Annotated in this window: 21 protein-coding genes; 4 read left to right on the top strand and 17 right to left on the bottom strand. The window is 65.1% G+C overall.

Annotated elements, in window-relative coordinates:
* On the bottom strand, nt 1-282 hold a 282-nt coding region (locus tag JWR89_RS13260), incomplete at its 3' end, for a hypothetical protein (RefSeq protein WP_299716862.1).
* 107 nt (nt 283-389) lie between these two features.
* Here JWR89_RS13260 and JWR89_RS13255 point away from each other — a divergent pair.
* Nucleotides 390-1,019: a response regulator gene (locus JWR89_RS13255; protein ID WP_299716860.1), complete on the top strand. Its 630-nt coding sequence runs from the start codon at nt 390-392 to the stop codon at nt 1,017-1,019.
* 20 nt (nt 1,020-1,039) lie between these two features.
* On the opposite strand, the gene JWR89_RS13250 is transcribed toward JWR89_RS13255, so the two are convergent.
* From JWR89_RS13250 to JWR89_RS13200, 11 genes are all read right to left on the bottom strand, one after another.
* On the bottom strand, nt 1,040-4,570 hold the full coding sequence (locus JWR89_RS13250; protein ID WP_299716858.1) for a PAS domain S-box protein: 3,531 nt from the start codon (nt 4,568-4,570) through the stop codon (nt 1,040-1,042).
* Nucleotides 4,571-4,638: 68 nt separating this feature from the next.
* The gene (locus tag JWR89_RS13245) at nt 4,639-5,076 is read right to left on the bottom strand and encodes a response regulator (protein ID WP_299716856.1); all 438 of its coding nucleotides are present in this window, start codon (nt 5,074-5,076) and stop codon (nt 4,639-4,641) included.
* A 305-nt stretch (nt 5,077-5,381) separates the two neighbouring features.
* Nucleotides 5,382-6,287 (bottom strand): DUF2163 domain-containing protein, encoded by a 906-nt coding sequence (locus JWR89_RS13240; protein WP_299716853.1) that lies wholly within the window; start codon nt 6,285-6,287, stop codon nt 5,382-5,384.
* The gene (locus JWR89_RS13235) at nt 6,284-6,922 is read right to left on the bottom strand and encodes a DUF2460 domain-containing protein (RefSeq protein ID WP_299716850.1); all 639 of its coding nucleotides are present in this window, start codon (nt 6,920-6,922) and stop codon (nt 6,284-6,286) included. Before JWR89_RS13235 ends, JWR89_RS13240 begins: the two co-directional genes overlap by 4 nt.
* Before the next feature lie 203 nt (nt 6,923-7,125).
* Complete coding sequence (locus tag JWR89_RS13230) at nt 7,126-7,719, bottom strand: phage tail tape measure protein (protein WP_299716847.1); 594 nt, start codon at nt 7,717-7,719, stop codon at nt 7,126-7,128.
* Nucleotides 7,716-7,919 carry a rcc01693 family protein gene (locus JWR89_RS13225; protein WP_299716844.1) on the bottom strand — a complete coding sequence of 68 codons (204 nt, stop codon included), beginning with the start codon at nt 7,917-7,919 and terminating at the stop codon, nt 7,716-7,718. The genes JWR89_RS13230 and JWR89_RS13225 overlap by 4 nt, the downstream gene beginning before the upstream one ends.
* Nucleotides 7,916-8,239, bottom strand: coding sequence for a gene transfer agent family protein (locus JWR89_RS13220; RefSeq protein ID WP_299716841.1), 324 nt, complete (start codon nt 8,237-8,239; stop codon nt 7,916-7,918). The genes JWR89_RS13225 and JWR89_RS13220 overlap by 4 nt, the downstream gene beginning before the upstream one ends.
* Before the next feature lie 204 nt (nt 8,240-8,443).
* Entirely contained in the window at nt 8,444-8,851 is a 408-nt protein-coding gene (locus JWR89_RS13215) for a phage major tail protein, TP901-1 family (protein WP_299716839.1), read from the bottom strand.
* Nucleotides 8,852-8,861: 10 nt separating this feature from the next.
* On the bottom strand, nt 8,862-9,272 hold the full coding sequence (locus tag JWR89_RS13210; protein ID WP_299716836.1) for a DUF3168 domain-containing protein: 411 nt from the start codon (nt 9,270-9,272) through the stop codon (nt 8,862-8,864).
* A gap of 200 nt (nt 9,273-9,472) precedes the next feature.
* Entirely contained in the window at nt 9,473-9,793 is a 321-nt protein-coding gene (locus JWR89_RS13205) for a head-tail adaptor protein (protein ID WP_299716833.1), read from the bottom strand.
* Nucleotides 9,790-10,353 carry a head-tail connector protein gene (locus JWR89_RS13200; RefSeq protein WP_299716830.1) on the bottom strand — a complete coding sequence of 188 codons (564 nt, stop codon included), beginning with the start codon at nt 10,351-10,353 and terminating at the stop codon, nt 9,790-9,792. The genes JWR89_RS13205 and JWR89_RS13200 overlap by 4 nt, the downstream gene beginning before the upstream one ends.
* A gap of 57 nt (nt 10,354-10,410) precedes the next feature.
* On the opposite strand from JWR89_RS13200, the gene JWR89_RS13195 reads away from it, so the two are divergent.
* Together JWR89_RS13195 and JWR89_RS13190 are read left to right on the top strand one after the other, a co-directional pair.
* Complete coding sequence (locus JWR89_RS13195; protein WP_299716864.1) at nt 10,411-11,181, top strand: trypsin-like serine protease; 771 nt, start codon at nt 10,411-10,413, stop codon at nt 11,179-11,181.
* 210 nt (nt 11,182-11,391) lie between these two features.
* Nucleotides 11,392-11,556, top strand: coding sequence for a hypothetical protein (locus JWR89_RS13190; RefSeq protein WP_299716827.1), 165 nt, complete (start codon nt 11,392-11,394; stop codon nt 11,554-11,556).
* 162 nt (nt 11,557-11,718) lie between these two features.
* Here JWR89_RS13190 and JWR89_RS13185 read toward each other — a convergent pair whose 3' ends face one another.
* On the bottom strand, nt 11,719-11,904 hold the full coding sequence (locus JWR89_RS13185; RefSeq protein WP_299716824.1) for a hypothetical protein: 186 nt from the start codon (nt 11,902-11,904) through the stop codon (nt 11,719-11,721).
* Nucleotides 11,905-12,350: 446 nt separating this feature from the next.
* On the opposite strand from JWR89_RS13185, the gene JWR89_RS13180 reads away from it, so the two are divergent.
* A complete protein-coding gene (locus JWR89_RS13180) occupies nt 12,351-12,707 on the top strand; it encodes a hypothetical protein (protein WP_299716821.1) in 357 nt (118 codons plus the stop codon).
* A gap of 130 nt (nt 12,708-12,837) precedes the next feature.
* Here the strand turns inward: JWR89_RS13180 and JWR89_RS13175 are convergent, their stop codons facing one another.
* The 4 genes from JWR89_RS13175 to JWR89_RS13160 form a co-directional block, all read right to left on the bottom strand.
* Entirely contained in the window at nt 12,838-14,094 is a 1,257-nt protein-coding gene (locus JWR89_RS13175; RefSeq protein ID WP_299716818.1) for a phage major capsid protein, read from the bottom strand.
* A gap of 260 nt (nt 14,095-14,354) precedes the next feature.
* Nucleotides 14,355-14,732, bottom strand: a complete 378-nt coding sequence (locus JWR89_RS13170; protein WP_299716815.1) for a hypothetical protein — start codon at nt 14,730-14,732, stop codon at nt 14,355-14,357.
* Nucleotides 14,733-14,738: 6 nt separating this feature from the next.
* Nucleotides 14,739-15,617 (bottom strand): hypothetical protein, encoded by an 879-nt coding sequence (locus JWR89_RS13165; protein WP_299716812.1) that lies wholly within the window; start codon nt 15,615-15,617, stop codon nt 14,739-14,741.
* The gene (locus JWR89_RS13160; protein WP_299716809.1) at nt 15,617-16,255 is read right to left on the bottom strand and encodes an HK97 family phage prohead protease; all 639 of its coding nucleotides are present in this window, start codon (nt 16,253-16,255) and stop codon (nt 15,617-15,619) included. Before JWR89_RS13160 ends, JWR89_RS13165 begins: the two co-directional genes overlap by 1 nt.
* Nucleotides 16,256-16,338 lie beyond the last annotated feature (83 nt).

Below are 16,338 nucleotides of genomic sequence, written 5' to 3'. Positions count from 1 at the left end.
GACCGGAATCCTGACCGGCTTAACCGGGTTGCCGATCCGTCCAGCTTCAAGAACAGCGAGCAGCGCCTCGACAAGATCCAAATCACGGTCACAGAGTCTCGATTCCCCAAGCCCCAGGCGGGGCGGAAAATCGTCCAGAATCACGACTTCATCGGCGGGATCGTTCAGGCCGCGGGGCCTAATTTGGCTAACTGTCGCTGCTCTCCGGTCGCTGACGGCGGAATCCGTCATCTCCCACCGGTCCGGACCCTGATCCTCAATCCTGCTGGATGCATCTTGCATGGGAGGCTCCTTCGCTGACACTGTTAGGCCGGTTAAACTACCCGCAACCTAAAATTGCTATCCGTACAATTACGGGGCCTCAGTGGGCAGTTGGAGATCGAAACGAAATGGGCTTTGCGGGAGGAGACGGTGCCGAGATCTATGTCGTGGACGACGACCCGGCCATACGTAAAACGCTGACGACCGTCTTCTTGGCCGGAGGCTATCAGGTGGTCTGTTTTGCTGACGGCGCGGCGCTTCTGGCAACGGCCAAAGAGAAGACACCCAGCTGCATTATCCTCGACGTCCACATCCCCGGAAAGTCGGGGCTCGATATTCTGAAAGAGCTCAACGCCGACGACTATCCGGCGCCGATCCTCATCATGTCTGGCCAGGGCGATATCGGTATGGCGGTAGACGCAATCAAAAACGGAGCGCTCGATTTCATCGAAAAGCCGTTTCGCGGCAGCGTGGTGATCGAAAAAGCGCGCGATGCCATCGACGCATTCGCGCGACGGCAGACAAGCGGTCCGCTCTCGGCACCGACGCGGCTTCACCTGCCGGGCCGCGAGCCGCTGACGCGGCGGGAGAGCGAGGTGCTGACCCAATTGGCTGCCGGTGCCTCGAACAAGGAAGCTGCCCGCCAACTCGGAATCAGCCCGCGCACCGTCGAATTTCATCGCGCCCGCATGATGGAAAAAATTGGCGCCAAAAATACCGCGGACCTGATTCGCATTTTCATGGGCGGAGCTCTCTGATCCGGAGGCTTCGGCTCCGGTCAATTGGGAGCGCCCTCTCCCTCCAGGGCCAGTCGAATCATCCGCGCGAGGTCCGCCTTGCGGTAGGGCTTTGCAAGCAGCAGCACGCCCGCGTCGAGCCTGCCATGATGAACGATGGCGTTTTCCGTATAGCCCGAGGTGTAGAGAACCTTGAAGCCGCTATGTAGCCTGCGGACCTCATCCACCAGTTGGCGGCCATTCATGGCGCCCGGCATGATCACATCGGTAAACAGCAAATCGATCGTCGGATCTCCGTGGATGGCGCGAAGCGCTTCGTTCGCGTTGGCGGCAGACAGCGTGCGATAACCCAAGCTTCGCACCTGGGTGATCACGTAGTTGCGAACAAGAAGGTCATCTTCGACAACGAGGATCAGTTCGTTTCCACCCACGGCCTTCTCCGGTGGGGCAACATCGACCCGTCCCTGCGAAAGCTCCTTGCTCCTCGGCAGGTAGAGTTTGATCGTCGTGCCGTGTCCTTCCTCGCTGTAAACCTTGATGTGCCCTTCCGACTGTTTGACGAACCCGTAGACCATGCTCAGGCCGAGCCCGGTCCCTTTGCCGATGTCCTTGGTCGTGAAGAACGGCTCGAACACCTTGTCCAGCAGATTGGCCGGAATACCGGTGCCGGTGTCGCTGATCGCAATCAGGACATACTGGCCCGGATTTACCTCGCTATGCTGGCCCGCGTAGCCTTCGTCCAGAGCGCTGTTGATGGTCTCAACGATCAACTTTCCACCCTGCGGCATGGCATCGCGCGCATTCAGCGCGAGGTTAAGGATTGCCGTCGTGAGCTGGTTGGGATCGACAAAGGCCAGCCAAGGGTCGTCCGCGAGAATTGTTTCAATCTCGACCTGCTCACCGAGCGTCGGCCGCAGCAGTTTGGTTGCATTCAGGATCAAGGTGTTGACGTCGGTATCACGCGGCTGCAGCGGCTGCTTCCGTGCAAATGCAAGCAGATGACGCGTCAGCTCCGCGCCGCGTTCAGCGGCGTCGTCGATCATCTGCGTGATGCCGACAAGGTTGGGACGATCGGCCACGCCTTCGGCGAGGATTTCTATGGTGCCCGTGATGACGGTCAGAATGTTGTTGAAGTCATGGGCGACGCCACCCGTGAGCTGGCCGACAGCCTCCATTTTTTGGGCTTGCCGGATATGGTTCTCCGCCGCGATCTTGTCGGTCAGATCGCGAATAAAGCCATTGAAGACATGCCCGCCGCGCCGCTGGAATGCCGTCACGCTGAGTTCGACCTTGACCTCCGTGCCGTCCCGCCGTTGCGCGTCCATCTCGAAGCGGCTCCCAAGGATCGGGCCCTGTCCCGTTTCAAGAAAACGCTGAAGGCCATCCCGATGATGGGCGCGATGGGCTTCGGGGACGATAAGTTCGCCGAGAGTCTGCCCGATCGCTTCCGCCCGCGACCATCCGAAGATTTCCTCCGCTTGCGAGTTCCAGTCGAGAATGATGCCGACCTCGTCCATTTGCACGAAGGCATCGAGCGCGGTTTCGATAATTCCGCGTGCCATCCGCTCGCTTTCCTGCAGCGCATCCTGAGCCCGATGGATCTCTGTCATGTCGCGGCCAATAAAGAAGTGACGCTTGACCGGCTCCGACCACGTTCCCATCCACGTCAGGACAATGACTTTTCCGTCCTTGTGAACGTAACGCGTGACGAAGCTGCGCAAGGCGTGTCCGTTACGCGCCAACCGCATATTACTGCGGGTACTTTCCAAATCGTCGGGATAGAGAAAATCGACGGCGCTATGGCCGATCATTTCGTCGGGGCGATAACCCAGGATCGATGCAGAGCTCGGACTTACCTGGACGAAATTGCCTTTCGGATCGGTGACCAGGATCAAATCCTGCGATGTCTCGAAGATACGTCGACGCTCCTCGGTCTCTTGTCGAAGGGCGAGCTGCGTCTTTCTGATCTCTCGGATATCGCGCGCAATCTTGGTTGCGCCAATGATGGTGCCGTCGCGTGATTTGATCGGCGAAACGCTGAGGGACAGCTGGATCGGGGTTCTGTCTTTTGCAAGGCGGATCGTCTCGTGGAGATCGACTGCTTCGCCCCGGCGGATCCGCTCGATGATCTCACGCTCGTCCCCGCGCCGTTCTTCGGGGATGATGATGTCGATGCTGTTACCGATGGCTTCGCTTGCCGTGAAACCGAACAGCCGTTCGGCCGCGGCGTTCCATCCGGTGATGACGCCGTCGAGCGTCTTGGTCACGATAGCGTCATTCGAGGATTCTACGGCGGAGCCGAACAACTGCAGCTGCAGCTCGTATCGCTCTCGTGCGGCTTCAGTCTGCCGATGGCCTTCGACCTCGCGCTCGAAGGCCTTGGCTTTTTCTTGCAGTTCATCAACCACGCGCGCAAAGGCACGCGCGAGCACACCGACCTCGCCGCCGATGCTGGCAGGCACGTTGATGCTGCGGCCGCCATTACTGATTCCCTCCACGGCGTGAGTCATTTGGACGAGGGGCTTGGTGAGCGACCGCGCGATCAACGCGGCAAGCGTCCCCGCGCAAAGTATGGCGGCCAGTCCGACGAGCAGGGTCGATCGCTGCACGGCGTTGGCGGGCGCCATCCAAACGGCGTTGGGAACGGTTTCGATGACGGCAATCGGTTCGCCGGCCGCGGGCCTTACGGTGACCAGCGCGGCTCCCCCGCGAGCCCCGGCGTCGTCTCGTATGGTGCGCGATAGCGACTCCACGGAACCCAGCGGCATCGCAAGCTCCGGAAGATCGCCTTGCCAACGTGTGGGCATTCCAAGTTCGGAGCCAAATTCGCGGCGCCGGTCGGGGTGGACAATATAGTCGCCGCGATTGTTGACGGCGTAAATCGCGCCGCCCGGCCGTCCCTCCGCCCGAACACGATCGAAAGCCGGCCGCATATCGACGTTGATGATCACGATCCCGAACGGGCGGCCATCGGTGGCGAATATCGGCATGGCGACGCGGAGCGTCGGGACATGGGGCGTCTCGATGACGCCATTCTCCTGGTTGAGGTCGATCCGTGAAACATAGATCTCTCCCGGCTTCAGCCTGGCCGTTTCCGTGAAGTAATCGCGATTGCCCTTGCTCTGGAGCTCCGCCTGCGGGACGATCCGGATCGTGCCGTCAGGCCCACCATGGTCGACGCGCAGGATTTCCCGCCCGCTATTGTCGAATCCGATGACGCGAAACTGCGAATAGGCAGGTTTGGATCGGAGTTCCGTTACAAATCGCGACGCCATGCGGTCGCGCCACATGGCGAGGGTGGTGCCATCGACCGGGTCGACGCCACCGGCAAAATGCGCCCTGACAATCCCGTTCAGGGCTACCGCCACACGAAAGCCGTCGATATCGGCGCGCGCACCGCGCACATAGGAATCAAGTTCAGACGCAACCAGGCGGGCGTGGGTTTCGGTACGCTCCAGCGCACGCGGCAGAATGGCATCTTCGAGAGTGCGATAAGTTAGGAGTCCCACTGCGGTCGCAGTGGCAGTGACCAGCGCGACCATCGCGATTGTCAGTTTGGTTGAGAGCTTCATGAGTGCAGCCCAGTTTCCTCAGCGAATTCCGGCAATCGGAGAGTGACGCGGACGAACTCAAAGTAATTTCAGGGCCTGGAAGATGCGGCTTCTTGTGTGGTATCCGACGGATTCGGTACGCCGGTCGAATCTAGGAGGCACCCCGCAACCGCCGTCGCGAGCTCGGCCGGCCGGAAAGGCTTTTGCAGGCTGTAGACCGCTCCCAGCCTGGTTGCCATGTGGAGGAAGTCCGGCTTCTGCCCGATCGCTTGCCCAGCGTAGTAGCCGGAGATGACGATGATCGGCGTCCCCGGTCGATGTTTACGCACAAGGCTGATCATCTCCAGCCCATCCATATTGGGCATGAAAATATCGACGACCAGCAGATCAAACTGGCCGGCCCCGAACAGTTGCAGGCCTTTTTGCCCGCCATTGGCGAGAACGACGTCATGCCCGGCACGCTTGAGCACGATATCGATCGTCGCGAGAATCGCAGGGTCGTCATCGATCACCAGAACCCGTGCCACGGGTGCCTCCGTAAAGGCTGAGAAAATCAGCTAAAGGTTGCATGTTCGGCAGGCGGCAGCAAGGGCAAGTCCTACCTTTCGGGAGCCCGCGAGTCCCTCTCAGCCGAAGCTCTGCGCGGCGGCTTCGCCGCCGCCGAAAGCGCGGCGCGACCGCCACAAATCGCCACCTACACAGGGCTTCCGCTGAGCAGTATGGAACGCCGCCAAGCTCGATCAGAGGTACTGAACTCCGCGGCAGTTAAAGCGACTCCATGGAGGTAGCTGGCGCCATAGCACCTCGCCATGACGAACAACAACATCATCCATCACAAGGTGAAGAACCCGCGATCGACACTGTCGTCGCCGGCCACCGTTCCCGGCGTCGGATAGCTCATGACAAAATCGTTGCCGGGGATCTGCGGGAAGCCGCGAAAATTGTCGGCGTTGCCAAAACGGTCGCGGCAGGTCGCGAAGCGCTTGTCGCAGCCGGCGCGGACCGCGAACGCATCGCCCGGCGCGATCGGCTCCGGCATCGCCTGCCACAGCGTCAGCCGGATCTCGCCGGATACGACGCGGTGCTGCTTGATCTCGACGGCGAGGCCGGCATTGGCGCCGCCGGTCCAGTCCAGCCGGCCGGCGCTGAACAGCCCGTCGGCATGGGCGCCGAGGCCATCGGCGGTGAACATCGAGGTGCCCGCCAGCGCCGCGACCGTGCCGCTGCCGCGCCAGGCGGGATTGCCGAGATCGACGCGGCATCTGGCATCGCCGAGATCGACGCCGCATTTCGCGGTGTAGAGCCGCCCGCTCTCTTGCGACAGGAGGTCTGCGAGGCCGCGCAGTTCGGCGGTGAAGGCGGCGCCCTCGCGTCTGATTTCACCGAGCCGGCCGCGCGCGGTGAGCACGCGCCGCGACACGTCGCTCCAGTCCACCAGCCAGGTGTCGACGACGGCGGCGTCATAGCGCCCGGCCGCCAGATCCGCTTCGGTCAGCGTCGCATCGTCGAACGCGCCGGCGATCTCGCCGCCGTCCACCGACAGATCGAACCGCGACGACGCCTCCGACGCGCCGAACCCGGTGCCGGCGCGAAACGTCACGCCGTCGATCACGAGGTCGCGATCGTGGTCGGTGAAGCCCATCACCGCGCCGTCGCGCCGCGTCAGCTTCCACGCTTGCGCCAACGTCGTGACGCCGGAGTCGAGGCTGGTTTGCAATGCCGTTGGGATCGCTCTCACAGCCGGATCTCCACAACAGGAATTTTTGGGATCGCGCCGGCGGCGAAGGCCGACAGATCGACTTCGAGATAGTCGGTATCGAACCGCACCGGCACGTCGAACGAAAAACCCGCGGTGATCGCCGCCCCCGGCGCCGGGATATTCCCGGCGGCGAAGGTCACAATTCCCGTCGCGGCATCGCAGGCGAACGCGCCGCCGTCGAGTTCGCTGCCGCCGACCGCGATGCGCACGCTGCCATCGACCGGCTTGGCGATCGGCCGCGCATAGGGCGCAAAGCCCGCGCCATAGGTCTTCAGCAGCGGGAATGCCGAGGTCACGCCGTCGCCGATGCCGATGCCCTGATCCAGTGGCGACGGCGTCAGGCCCGGCGCGCTCGACGTATGATCGAGCCGGTCGCGCCAGCGAAAGCCGTGCAGCCGGCCGCGCCGTTCCTCGAAGAACGCGACGACGCTTTGCAGCCCCGCCAGCGTCTTGATGCCGTAGCCGGCATCATAACGCCGCCGCGAATCCGCCCAGCGCGCATTGCGCGCCTCGCGCCCCGATCCGAACGACACGATCTCGGTGCGCCGCTCCGGCCCGCCGGCGCTCTTCAGGGCGATGTCGAGCGGAAACAGGATCTCGTGAAAGGCGGTCATGGCGGATTCCCTTACCCTCCCCTGGAGGGGTCGAGCGGGCGACTGCGCCCGCTCTGGGTCGGCGAGCAGTCGCGCGCAGCGCGATGCGAGACGGGGGGGTGAAGCGCCGGGGTGCAATCGATGGGTTCGTCACCCCACCCCGCTCATCGCGATGCTGCGCATCGCCATGAGCGACCCTCCCCCTCCAGGGGAGGGTGAAGGCCTCACAAACTTCTTTGCCCGCGCGCCACCGCGCGCGCGATCTGCCCGGTGACGTAGCTTTCCGAGCGGCGGAAGCTGTCGAGGTCCGGCGTGGCGATCGAGACGTGGATGGTGTTGCCACCCTGCCCGGCGACGCCGAGTCTGCCGTCGGGGCCGCGCTGCAGCGGCATGATGGCTTCGGGGCCGGCCTCGCCGGCGAGGCCCACACCGCCATCCATCAGCGGAAAATAGCTCGGCGTGCCGATCACACCGCCGGAGGCGAACGGCTTGATGCCGCCGCCGGCAAAGGCGCGCGGCGCGCCGGGCGCATTATGCGCGCTGCCGCCGAACAGGCCGGACAGCGCCTGATACACCGCGCCGGAGGCGAACGCGTTCTCGATCGGCTTGAACGCCGCCTTCAGCGCCAGGTCCGACATTTTCAGCGCCAGCGACTTCAGCACGTCCTCGAACTGCTTGCCGCCGACGATCGACGTCGCGAACGCCTGCGTCATCACCTTGGAGAACGCCGTCACCGACGAGGTCAGGTCGAGTGTCTTGGTCCGGATGCTGTCGAGTCTGTCGGAGGTGGCCTGCAGCTCGCTGCCGGTATCGGTCATGTCACGCTCCCCTCACGGTCGGGAAACCGCTGCATCAGATCGTCGAGCCCGCCGCGCTCGAGCGGCGCCGTCGCCGCGCCGCGCACCGCGATCACCGCCTGCGCCAGTTCGCGCGGCGTCATCGCCCAGAACGCCCGGGGCGACAGCCGCAGCACGCCGAAGCCGAATTGCATCGCCTCGTCCCACGGAAACGGTTTCATCGCGGCGCCTGCGGTTCGGCGAAGGTCGCGGCGATCAGCTGGGCGGCGATGCGCACGAAGCCCGCGGCGCCGCCGCCGATCCGCATCATCGCGACCTCGTCGTCATCGACCGGCTCGCCGGCGCCGCGCAACCCGGCGCCGATGATGCGCGTGAGATCGCGCGCCGACAGCCGCCCGGCGCCGAACCGTTCCGCCAGCGCCATCAAATCGTCGGCGCCGAACGCCGCTTCCAGCTCGGCCAGCGCGCCGAGCGTCAGCACCAGCGTCCGCGCGCGACCGCCGATCTCGGCGGCGATCTCGCCGCGATGCAGGTTGGGCATGGGAGGATCCTTTTTCTTACCCTCCCCTGGAGGGGGCAAGCGGGCGACTGCGCCCGCTCTGGGTCGGCGTGCAACACGCGCAGCGTGAGGCACGCCGGGGTGGGGTGACAGCGGTGATGGCGGAGCAGAACATTCACCCCACCCCGTACCGCGTCGCGCTGCGCGCGATGCGGTACGACCCTCCCCCTCCAGGGGAGGGTAAGATCACAACCCCGCAAAGGTCAGCGCGCCGGCACTTTCCAGCGCGAGGTCGAACGTCACTTCGCCGTTGTGCTCGCCGGCAAATTCCAGGCTGGCGATCTGGAACGGCCCCGCGATGGCGCCGAAATCCGGCACGATCAGTTGCGCTGACATCAATGCGCCGTCGAAGAACGCCTGCCGAACCAGCGCGTCGGAGGCGGCGTCCTTGAACAGCCCGCGGCCGGACACCGAGGCGCGGCGCACACCGGCGCCGGCCAACAGCTCGCGCCAGCGGTCGGCGGATTCCGCGTGCGTGATATCGACGATCTCGGCGTTGAACGCGATGCGCTTGCTGCGCAGCCCGGCGACGGTGACGAAGCCGGCGCCACTGTCGATCTTGAGCAGCAGGTCCTTGCCCTTTTGCGCGCCCATGGGGCTCTCCTTAGTCGTTGGGTTCGGTGACGGCGCGAAACCGCACCACGGCGTGATAGGTGCGGCCATCGGCCTCGCGGCGGATGTCGGCGATGGCGAAGCGCAGATTGACCAGGCGGTGGCCGTCAGGCGTCAGCGGCGCATCGTCGAGCGCGGCCAGCAGCGCGCCGGCGATCACATGCGCCTCGCGGTGGCCGCCCTGCCGCGACCACGCATGCAGCGTCAGCTGATGCTCGTGCACCGGCGCGTCGTCCGCTGAAGCGTCGGTGAGGCGGACGTCGCCAAGCGTGACATAGGGAAACGCGACCTCGCGCGGCGGCGCGTCGTAGACGCGGGGCCCGCCGAGCGCCGCGGCCAGCGCGGTGTCGGCGATCAGCGCATCATGAATCGCAGCGCGCAAGGCGACCGTGGCAGCGGGCATGGGGAACTCCTGAAGATTGAACGCCGACGTTCCCCGGACGCGGTGCACTGCGCGGCCCTTGCCGCGTGGTGCGCCGCAGAGCCGGGGCCCCGGTTGGTGGTGCGCCGAACGGACCGGGATCCCGGATCTGCGCAGCGGCACTTGCGGCGATGCAAGGGCATCGCCTGACGTGCCGCAGCGCGTCCGGGAAACGGACCTCGCTACGCGACTCGCAACTCCGCCTCGATCTCGATAAAGCGGCCGTCATCGACCTCGCGGAAGGTGACGATGCGATAGGTCTTCGCGCCGTCGCGCAGCCGGTGCTGCAGCGTCAGCGCCACGCCACGGCGCAGGATGATCCGCACGCGCACAGTTGCGCCATCCGCATCGGCCTCGACGTCGCGCCGCGCGGCGGATGGCAGCAGTGCGGCCCATAGCGTGGCCTGCGTCACGAACGAACGGATCACCCCGCCCTGGCCGTCGTCGATCTCGACCGGGGCCTCGATGATCAGCCGCGTCTTCAATCGCCCGGGGTCGATCATAGCGAGCGCTCCCGATACGGCGCGAGCAATGCAGCGACGCCCATCGGCAGCGGCGCGGCATTCGACGACACCACGCCGCGGTTGTCGTACCAGTGCGCCAGCAGCATACGCATGGCCTGGCGCAGCGGCTCCGGCACATCCGCCGGCGTCGCGCCAAAACCGCATGCGATATCGAGCTCGATGCCCGCGATGCTGCGCCCCGGCGCCGGCAGCGCCCAGCATGGCGACGCGATGACGTTCGCCGCCGCGTTCACCACAAAGCTCTGCCCATCGATGGCATGCGGCATCCCTGCGGCATCGAAGGTCCGCGCCGCCAGCACCGCGCGCAGCGGCCCGATCCGCAGGCTCAGGCGGCCGTCACGCGGCCAGGCATCCAGCAACACGCGCCAGCTCTGCAGCAGCAGCGCGCGGCGCGTCAGTGCTTCGACATGGCCGCGCGCCGCGGCGACCAGCGCGGCGATCACCGCGTCGTCGGCATCGTGCTCGACACGCAGAAACGCTTTCGCCTCGGCGAGCGACAGTGGCTCGGCCGAGGGCGGCACCAGAAGAATGGCGGGCATGGGGTTTTCCTGCATGTGTTGACAACATCTGCGCGGGCTGGCTCACATCGCGCGATGATGCAGCCCCGTCTTCGCAATTTTGTCGTGTCGTTCGCTATCGCCGCCGCGCAGGCCGCGGCCCCCGCCTCCGCCATGGTCGGCGGCGCGCCCGCCAGCGACAGTGGCCTCGGCGCTTCCGTCATCACCGTGATCGGCTCGCGCGGCACGTTCTGCTCCGGCGCGCTGATCGCGCCCGACGTCGTGCTCACCGCCGCGCACTGCATCAGCGCAGGTACCGACTACAAGATCGTGCTGTACGACGCGGCACGCGCGCCGGAGCTGCGCGACGTCAGGCGCGTCGCGGTGCATCCGCAATTCAATGCGCAGGGCATCGCCAGCCACCGCGCCAGCGCCGACGTGGCATTGCTGCAACTTGCGCAACCGCTGACGAAACCGCTCGCCGCATTGGGCATTCCAAGCGAGCCGATCGCCGCCGGGCAAGACTTTGTCGTTGCCGGGATCGGCGTGACCCGCCGCGGCGACGGCAAGAGCGGCGGCACCGTGCGCGCCGCGCAACTGGTTTCCACCAGCCAGCCCGGCCGGTTGCAGATAAGACTGGTCGATCCCGCGACCAACAACCTTCGCGAAGGCCTCGGCGCCTGCACCGGCGATTCCGGCGCGCCGGTGGCGCAAGCGCAATCCGGCCGCGCGGTCGTGGTCGGCGTGGTCAGTTGGTCGACATCCGCGAATAGCGCCGCCGGCTGCGGCGGCCTCACCGGCGTGACGCCGCTGACGCTGTACCGGGACTGGGTGCTGCAGACCGTGCGCGCGTGGGGCGCGAGGCTCTAGCGGTAGGGTGGGTTAGCGCGAAGCGCGTAACCCGCCGCCCGTCGTCGATCGCCATGAAGATGGTGGGTTACGGCGCAAGAGCGCCTAACCCACCCTACGGAACGACGGAACCTCGCCCGATCCAAGAAAGCTGGCCCAAACCGGACGCGCTGTGCCATCAAATAGCTTCGCGATCGCGAATCGCCGGGGAAACGGAAGCGAAACGACGCCATGAAGAACATCGACCGAAAGTGGTGGCTGCTGCTCGCTGTGGTGCTGCTGTGCGCGGTGTCGGCGGGCACCTGGTATTACCGCAGCAAGTGCCACGGCATGGACGCCTGTGCCGCCGCCGAGGCGGAAAGTCACGAGCGCGACCGGCCCAGCGAGCCGCAGTAAGCAAGGCGGCGATGATATCGGCCGGCGGTAACCCGTAGGGTGGGTTAGCGCGAAGCGCGTAACCCGCCGCCCATCGGCTCCATCAAGATGGTGGGTTACGGCGGATCCGCCTTCGCCCTGCGGGCTTCGGCGGACAAGGGTGCGCCGAACCCACCCTGTGGCTTAGTGCCGTGGCCGCGTCACGCTCTCGCAGACTTCGGCGCCGCAATCCTCGCAGGCATAGATCAGGTCGATGCGGGCGGCGCTCCACACCGGCTCGACGGTGTCGATGTGCAGCGGCTGGCCGAAGCAATGCGGACAGTAAATCGCGGTGGGCTCGGCGCGGTGGTGCTGGGTATAGGCTGGCATGGCGCTTCTCCTGTGCAGATCAAGCATGGCCGTTCAGCCCCGATCGGCAGCGCAAGCCTACGCCCGAAACCATTCGCGCGCTGCTCAACTCTACATAACGCAGGCCAAACAGCGGCACTATCTCCGTGACTGTGACTATAATTCAACACTATTGGTATCAAAACGCCGGTGAGCGGCGCCGCACACGGAGAAGCCGCAGGGTGGGTGAGCGCGAAGCGCGTAACCCACCGCCCATCGTCGCCATCAAGGCGGTGGGTTACGGCGGATCCGCCTTCGCCCTGCGGGCTTCGGCGGACAAGGGGGGCGCCTGACCCACCCTGCGATTCTGTGCGGTTTCGACCTCGCATTGCAGCCGCATTGTTTCACGGAATGGACACGTCCGATTCAGACCCTCACCAAACTTCGCGACTATCGGTCGGGTCGCCACCCCATCGAAAGGAACATTCATGCGCAAGTTTACCACATCCGTCATCGTTGCCGCGCTGTCGCTCGCCACGCCCGCTTTCGTGCAGGCCCAGGGCGCCGCGGCGCCGTCCGAGGCGCAGACCCCGGCAGCGAAGTCGAACACGACCATCCGCAGCATCAAGGTGGTCGATCTCAGCGAACTGCAGCCGGAGATGCGCTCGCAGGTCGAGGCCTTTGCGTCGCGCAGCAAGGAAGAGGACATGACGTCGCTGCGGAAATCGCTCGACGCGCTGCCGCAGGCGGCCTCCGCGCTGAAGGAAAAGGGCCTCAGCTCGGCCCAGGTGGTCGCGATCAATATCGACGACGGCGTCCTCACCATGTTCGCCAAATCGGCGTGATATCAAATCGCTTGAACAAGCCGTAGGGTGGGTTAGCGCGCAGCGCGTAACCCACCGGCGGGCGCCGTGATCAAGGTGGTGGGTTACGGCGCGAAGGGCGCCTAACCCACCCTACGGCGTCGTGCCTCGCTCAGCTCGCCGCGAACTTCAAGAGCTTGATAGCGTCAAAATCCTGCACGCCGCCGCCGACGCGCTTGGTGGTGTAGAACAGCACATAGGGCTTGGCGCTGTAGGGATCGCGCAGCACGCGGACGCCGACGCGGTCGACGATCAGGTAGCCGCGCTGGAAATCGCCGAACGCCACCGCCAGCGAATTGGCCGCGACGTCCGGCATGTCCTCGGCTTCCACCAGCGGGAAGGTCATCAGCGTGGCCCGGCCGCCGGCCTGCGACGGCGGCTGCCACAGATAGGCGCCGGTGGAGTCCTTGAACTTTCGCACCGTGGCCTGGGTCTTGCGGTTCATGACGAAATTGCCGTTCTGCCGGTAGCCCGCCTTCAGCGCATAGATCAGGTCCACCAGCAGGTCGGACGGGTTGCTGGCCGGAAAGTCGCCGGCGACGCCGGAAGCGAGATAGCCGAGATTGCCCCACGTCCACGACGCATTGGCCACCGTCGTGGCGTTGAGAAATCCCCGGGGCTTGTTGACGCCGTCGCCATTGATGAAGGCGGCGCCCTCCTGCATCGCAAACACCAGCTCGACTTCGGAAGCGATCCACTGGTCGAGATCGACGGCGCTGTCGTCGAGCAGCGTCGCGGTCGCCGCCGGCATGGCGTACAGCTCCATCGCCGGAAACGACAGCGCGTCCAGCGTCCCCGCCGCGGTCTGGGCGCGCGCGTCGGTCTCGCCGACCCAGCCGGCGGCCGGACCCGCGGTCATGAACGGCTTCTTGTAGACGCTGCCGGAGATCTCGCGCACCGACGCGATGCTGCGGATCGGCGAGATCGGCAGCAGCCGCTGATTGATGCTGTGCTCGAGCTCGACCGGCACCAGGTAGCCGCCGTCCGGGCTGGAGCCCACCGACATCGCCTTGGTCTCGATCTGCCGCAGGCCGTCGGCGTCGCCGCCGCGGATATAGGCCTCGAACGCGCTCTTGTGCTCGCGGTGCGCGGCATCGTGGAGCGGGCGCCGGCCGCCGTCGAGCGCCGGCCGCGCCGCCTTCAGCGCAAAGTCGTCCATCCGGCGGTGCTGCGCATCGAGGGTGCGGTTGATGCGGTCGACCTTCTCCTCCAGCAGCACGTCGCCGCGGCCGTGCTCCAGCCTGGCCAGGCGTTCGTCATTGGCCGACTTGAACTCCTCAAAGGTGTGGCGCAGCTCGTGATAGCTGTCGCGGTCGGCGGCAAAGCCGGCCTTGTGCTCCGGCGCGGCGTCGGTGATATCAAACTCCATGGCGGTCTCCTGGTTCATGGGGGGCTTCGGGTGAAGGGCGAGCGAATGCACCACGCGCGGCGATGCCGCGGGCGGTGCGTTCGATCGGGGTGAATGAGGGACTAGTCGCGCGGCGGCTTCTTCATCAGCCTGCGCACGCGCTCGGCCACCGTCTCGGCGGTTTCCGTGAAAATTGTTCCGAAAATCGGGTCGCGAACAGGTCGGGCAGGAATTCGCGCCGCGCTTGGCTCCGATGCGAAGCGCGCATGATATTCTTAATATCAGTCAAATCTCATATGAGCGAATTCCGAAGGCAGAAACTCTCGGCGCAAGTCGTCGATGATACTGTCAGAGTAAATAAACAGACCCATTCCCGGCCGGCCCCCGTCGGCTGTCAAGCCCTCCACGCGGACCGTAATGGTCCATTCCGGGAGATTCAGCAGCAGAGCCTGCAACGCCTGCACAAGCGAAGGTCGTAGCAGATCGAGATTTAGCAGCTCGATCTGGTTTGTCAGCTGGCCGGTATCTTCGTCCATAATGTACCAGTCGCCTCGACCAGCCCGGTACTCCGTCCCGAGCGTTCGGAGTATGGCGGCGACCGCGTCATAGATGGCATGCCAGCGCGGATCCGGTTTCGACTCCTCCCAGTGCTCCATCATATTGCCCTATTGGTTTCCGCGCCCCGAGCCGGATCTGAAGACCCTGCTAATGTAACGCATCGCTCTGTTATAATCTCGTACAGCGGGATCTTCCGACCTCCTGATCTCAGCCAGTAGATCTCTCGCCTGATCCGGCGTCATCTGGCGCGTTTCCATGATATCGTTTTCTTTCAGAAAGCGATTGCTGAGTTGCGTTACGCCGTCTGTATAATCCCGGTGATAGCTATCCCAGTAATGGCCACGTATTTCGCCCGCAGGACCGCTGACACGCCCTATTGGCAGCCTGCCGGTTGTTGATTCTTCAAATACCTGTCGGGTTTCTGGCGAGAGGTCCCAGCTGTCATAGATCTTCCTTGGAAATTCGTGATGACCGCCCGGCCGATAATATGGCTCGCCGAATTCATTGAGAATTGGTTTCCCGTTATCGGCGATACGAAATGTCCGCGGCTGGTCGCTGTCCTCGCTTTCTTCAAAGAAGTCGTCGTCGGTCCAATCAGCGGTGTCGAAGACGGCCGATGGACTATCATTGGAGAAGGCAGAGAAGGCAGAGACGTCCGAATCATCAGAGCTTAGATTTTCTAAGTATGCGCTTTGCGAGCCCTCATCCGTTGCGGGCGAAATACTTCTGCCATTTCCCCCACCACCCTGCTCCTCATCCGTCCATCGCCCGCCGCCCGGCCTTCCCGCAGGCACACGCCTTTGGCTCGCACTATACTTGCGGTCGAGCGCCGGAAACACGTCGGCCGGGTCGGTGCCGGGCTTGAGAAAGCGCGCCACGTCGGGGCGGATGAACCGCGCTGCATCGGGCCGCATATAGCGCGCCGCATCCGGGCGCATGAAGCGGGCGCGCTGGTGCGCTTCGTAGATATCTTGATACTTCGACATCACCGCGCCTCCGCCCTGCCCTGCAGCGCCTGCTTGCGCCCGGCGCGGCCGCGCAGCGTGGTCACCGCGCGGCCGCTTCGGACCGGCGCCGGTACGTCCGCGGCGCCGTTCGACTCGAGCGAAGTCTTGCCTTGCATCAAAGCCCATTCGCGCTCAGCCTCCGCGCGCAACCGCGACGGCGGCGCCGCCTTCACCGCGCCAACGCGGGCGCCGTCGAGCAGCGGGAAGGTGACGATGGAGATTTCCCAGAGATCGACCTGGTACAGTTTGCGCACCCGCGTGCGCGGCTCGATCACGCCGCGCCGGGTGCGATAGCCGATCGACAGCCCATCGACCGCGCCGGCGCGCAGCAGCGCCAGCAATTCGTGCGCGCGGCGCACGTCGGGGACCAGTTTTCCCCGCGCGCGCAAACCGCGAAAATCCTCTGTCAGTTCGAGCCAGACGCCGACCGGCTCCGCTGGATCGTGCTGAAACAGCATCGGGATTTTTCGCAGGCCCCGCGCCTTCAGCGTCTGCGTGAAGGCGCCGGGCATCACCATGTCGCGGGCCTGGTCGATCTCGCCGAACAGGCTGGCATAGCCCTCGATGGTGCCGTCGGTGGCGAGTGTCAGGCGCGACGGAGACAACGGCGCATGCATCGGCGGCCTCGCAGGATGCGGGGGTGGAAAGGATGTGATGTTCAGCGACGGCGCTCGTGGTCTCCCTCCCCCCGCGAAGCTTC

This window comes from Tardiphaga sp. (genome assembly GCF_028290785.1).
Taxonomy (GTDB): Bacteria; Pseudomonadota; Alphaproteobacteria; order Rhizobiales; family Xanthobacteraceae; genus Tardiphaga.
Note: the sequence above shows the minus strand (reverse complement) of the source record. Positions and strands in the feature narration are given on the sequence as shown.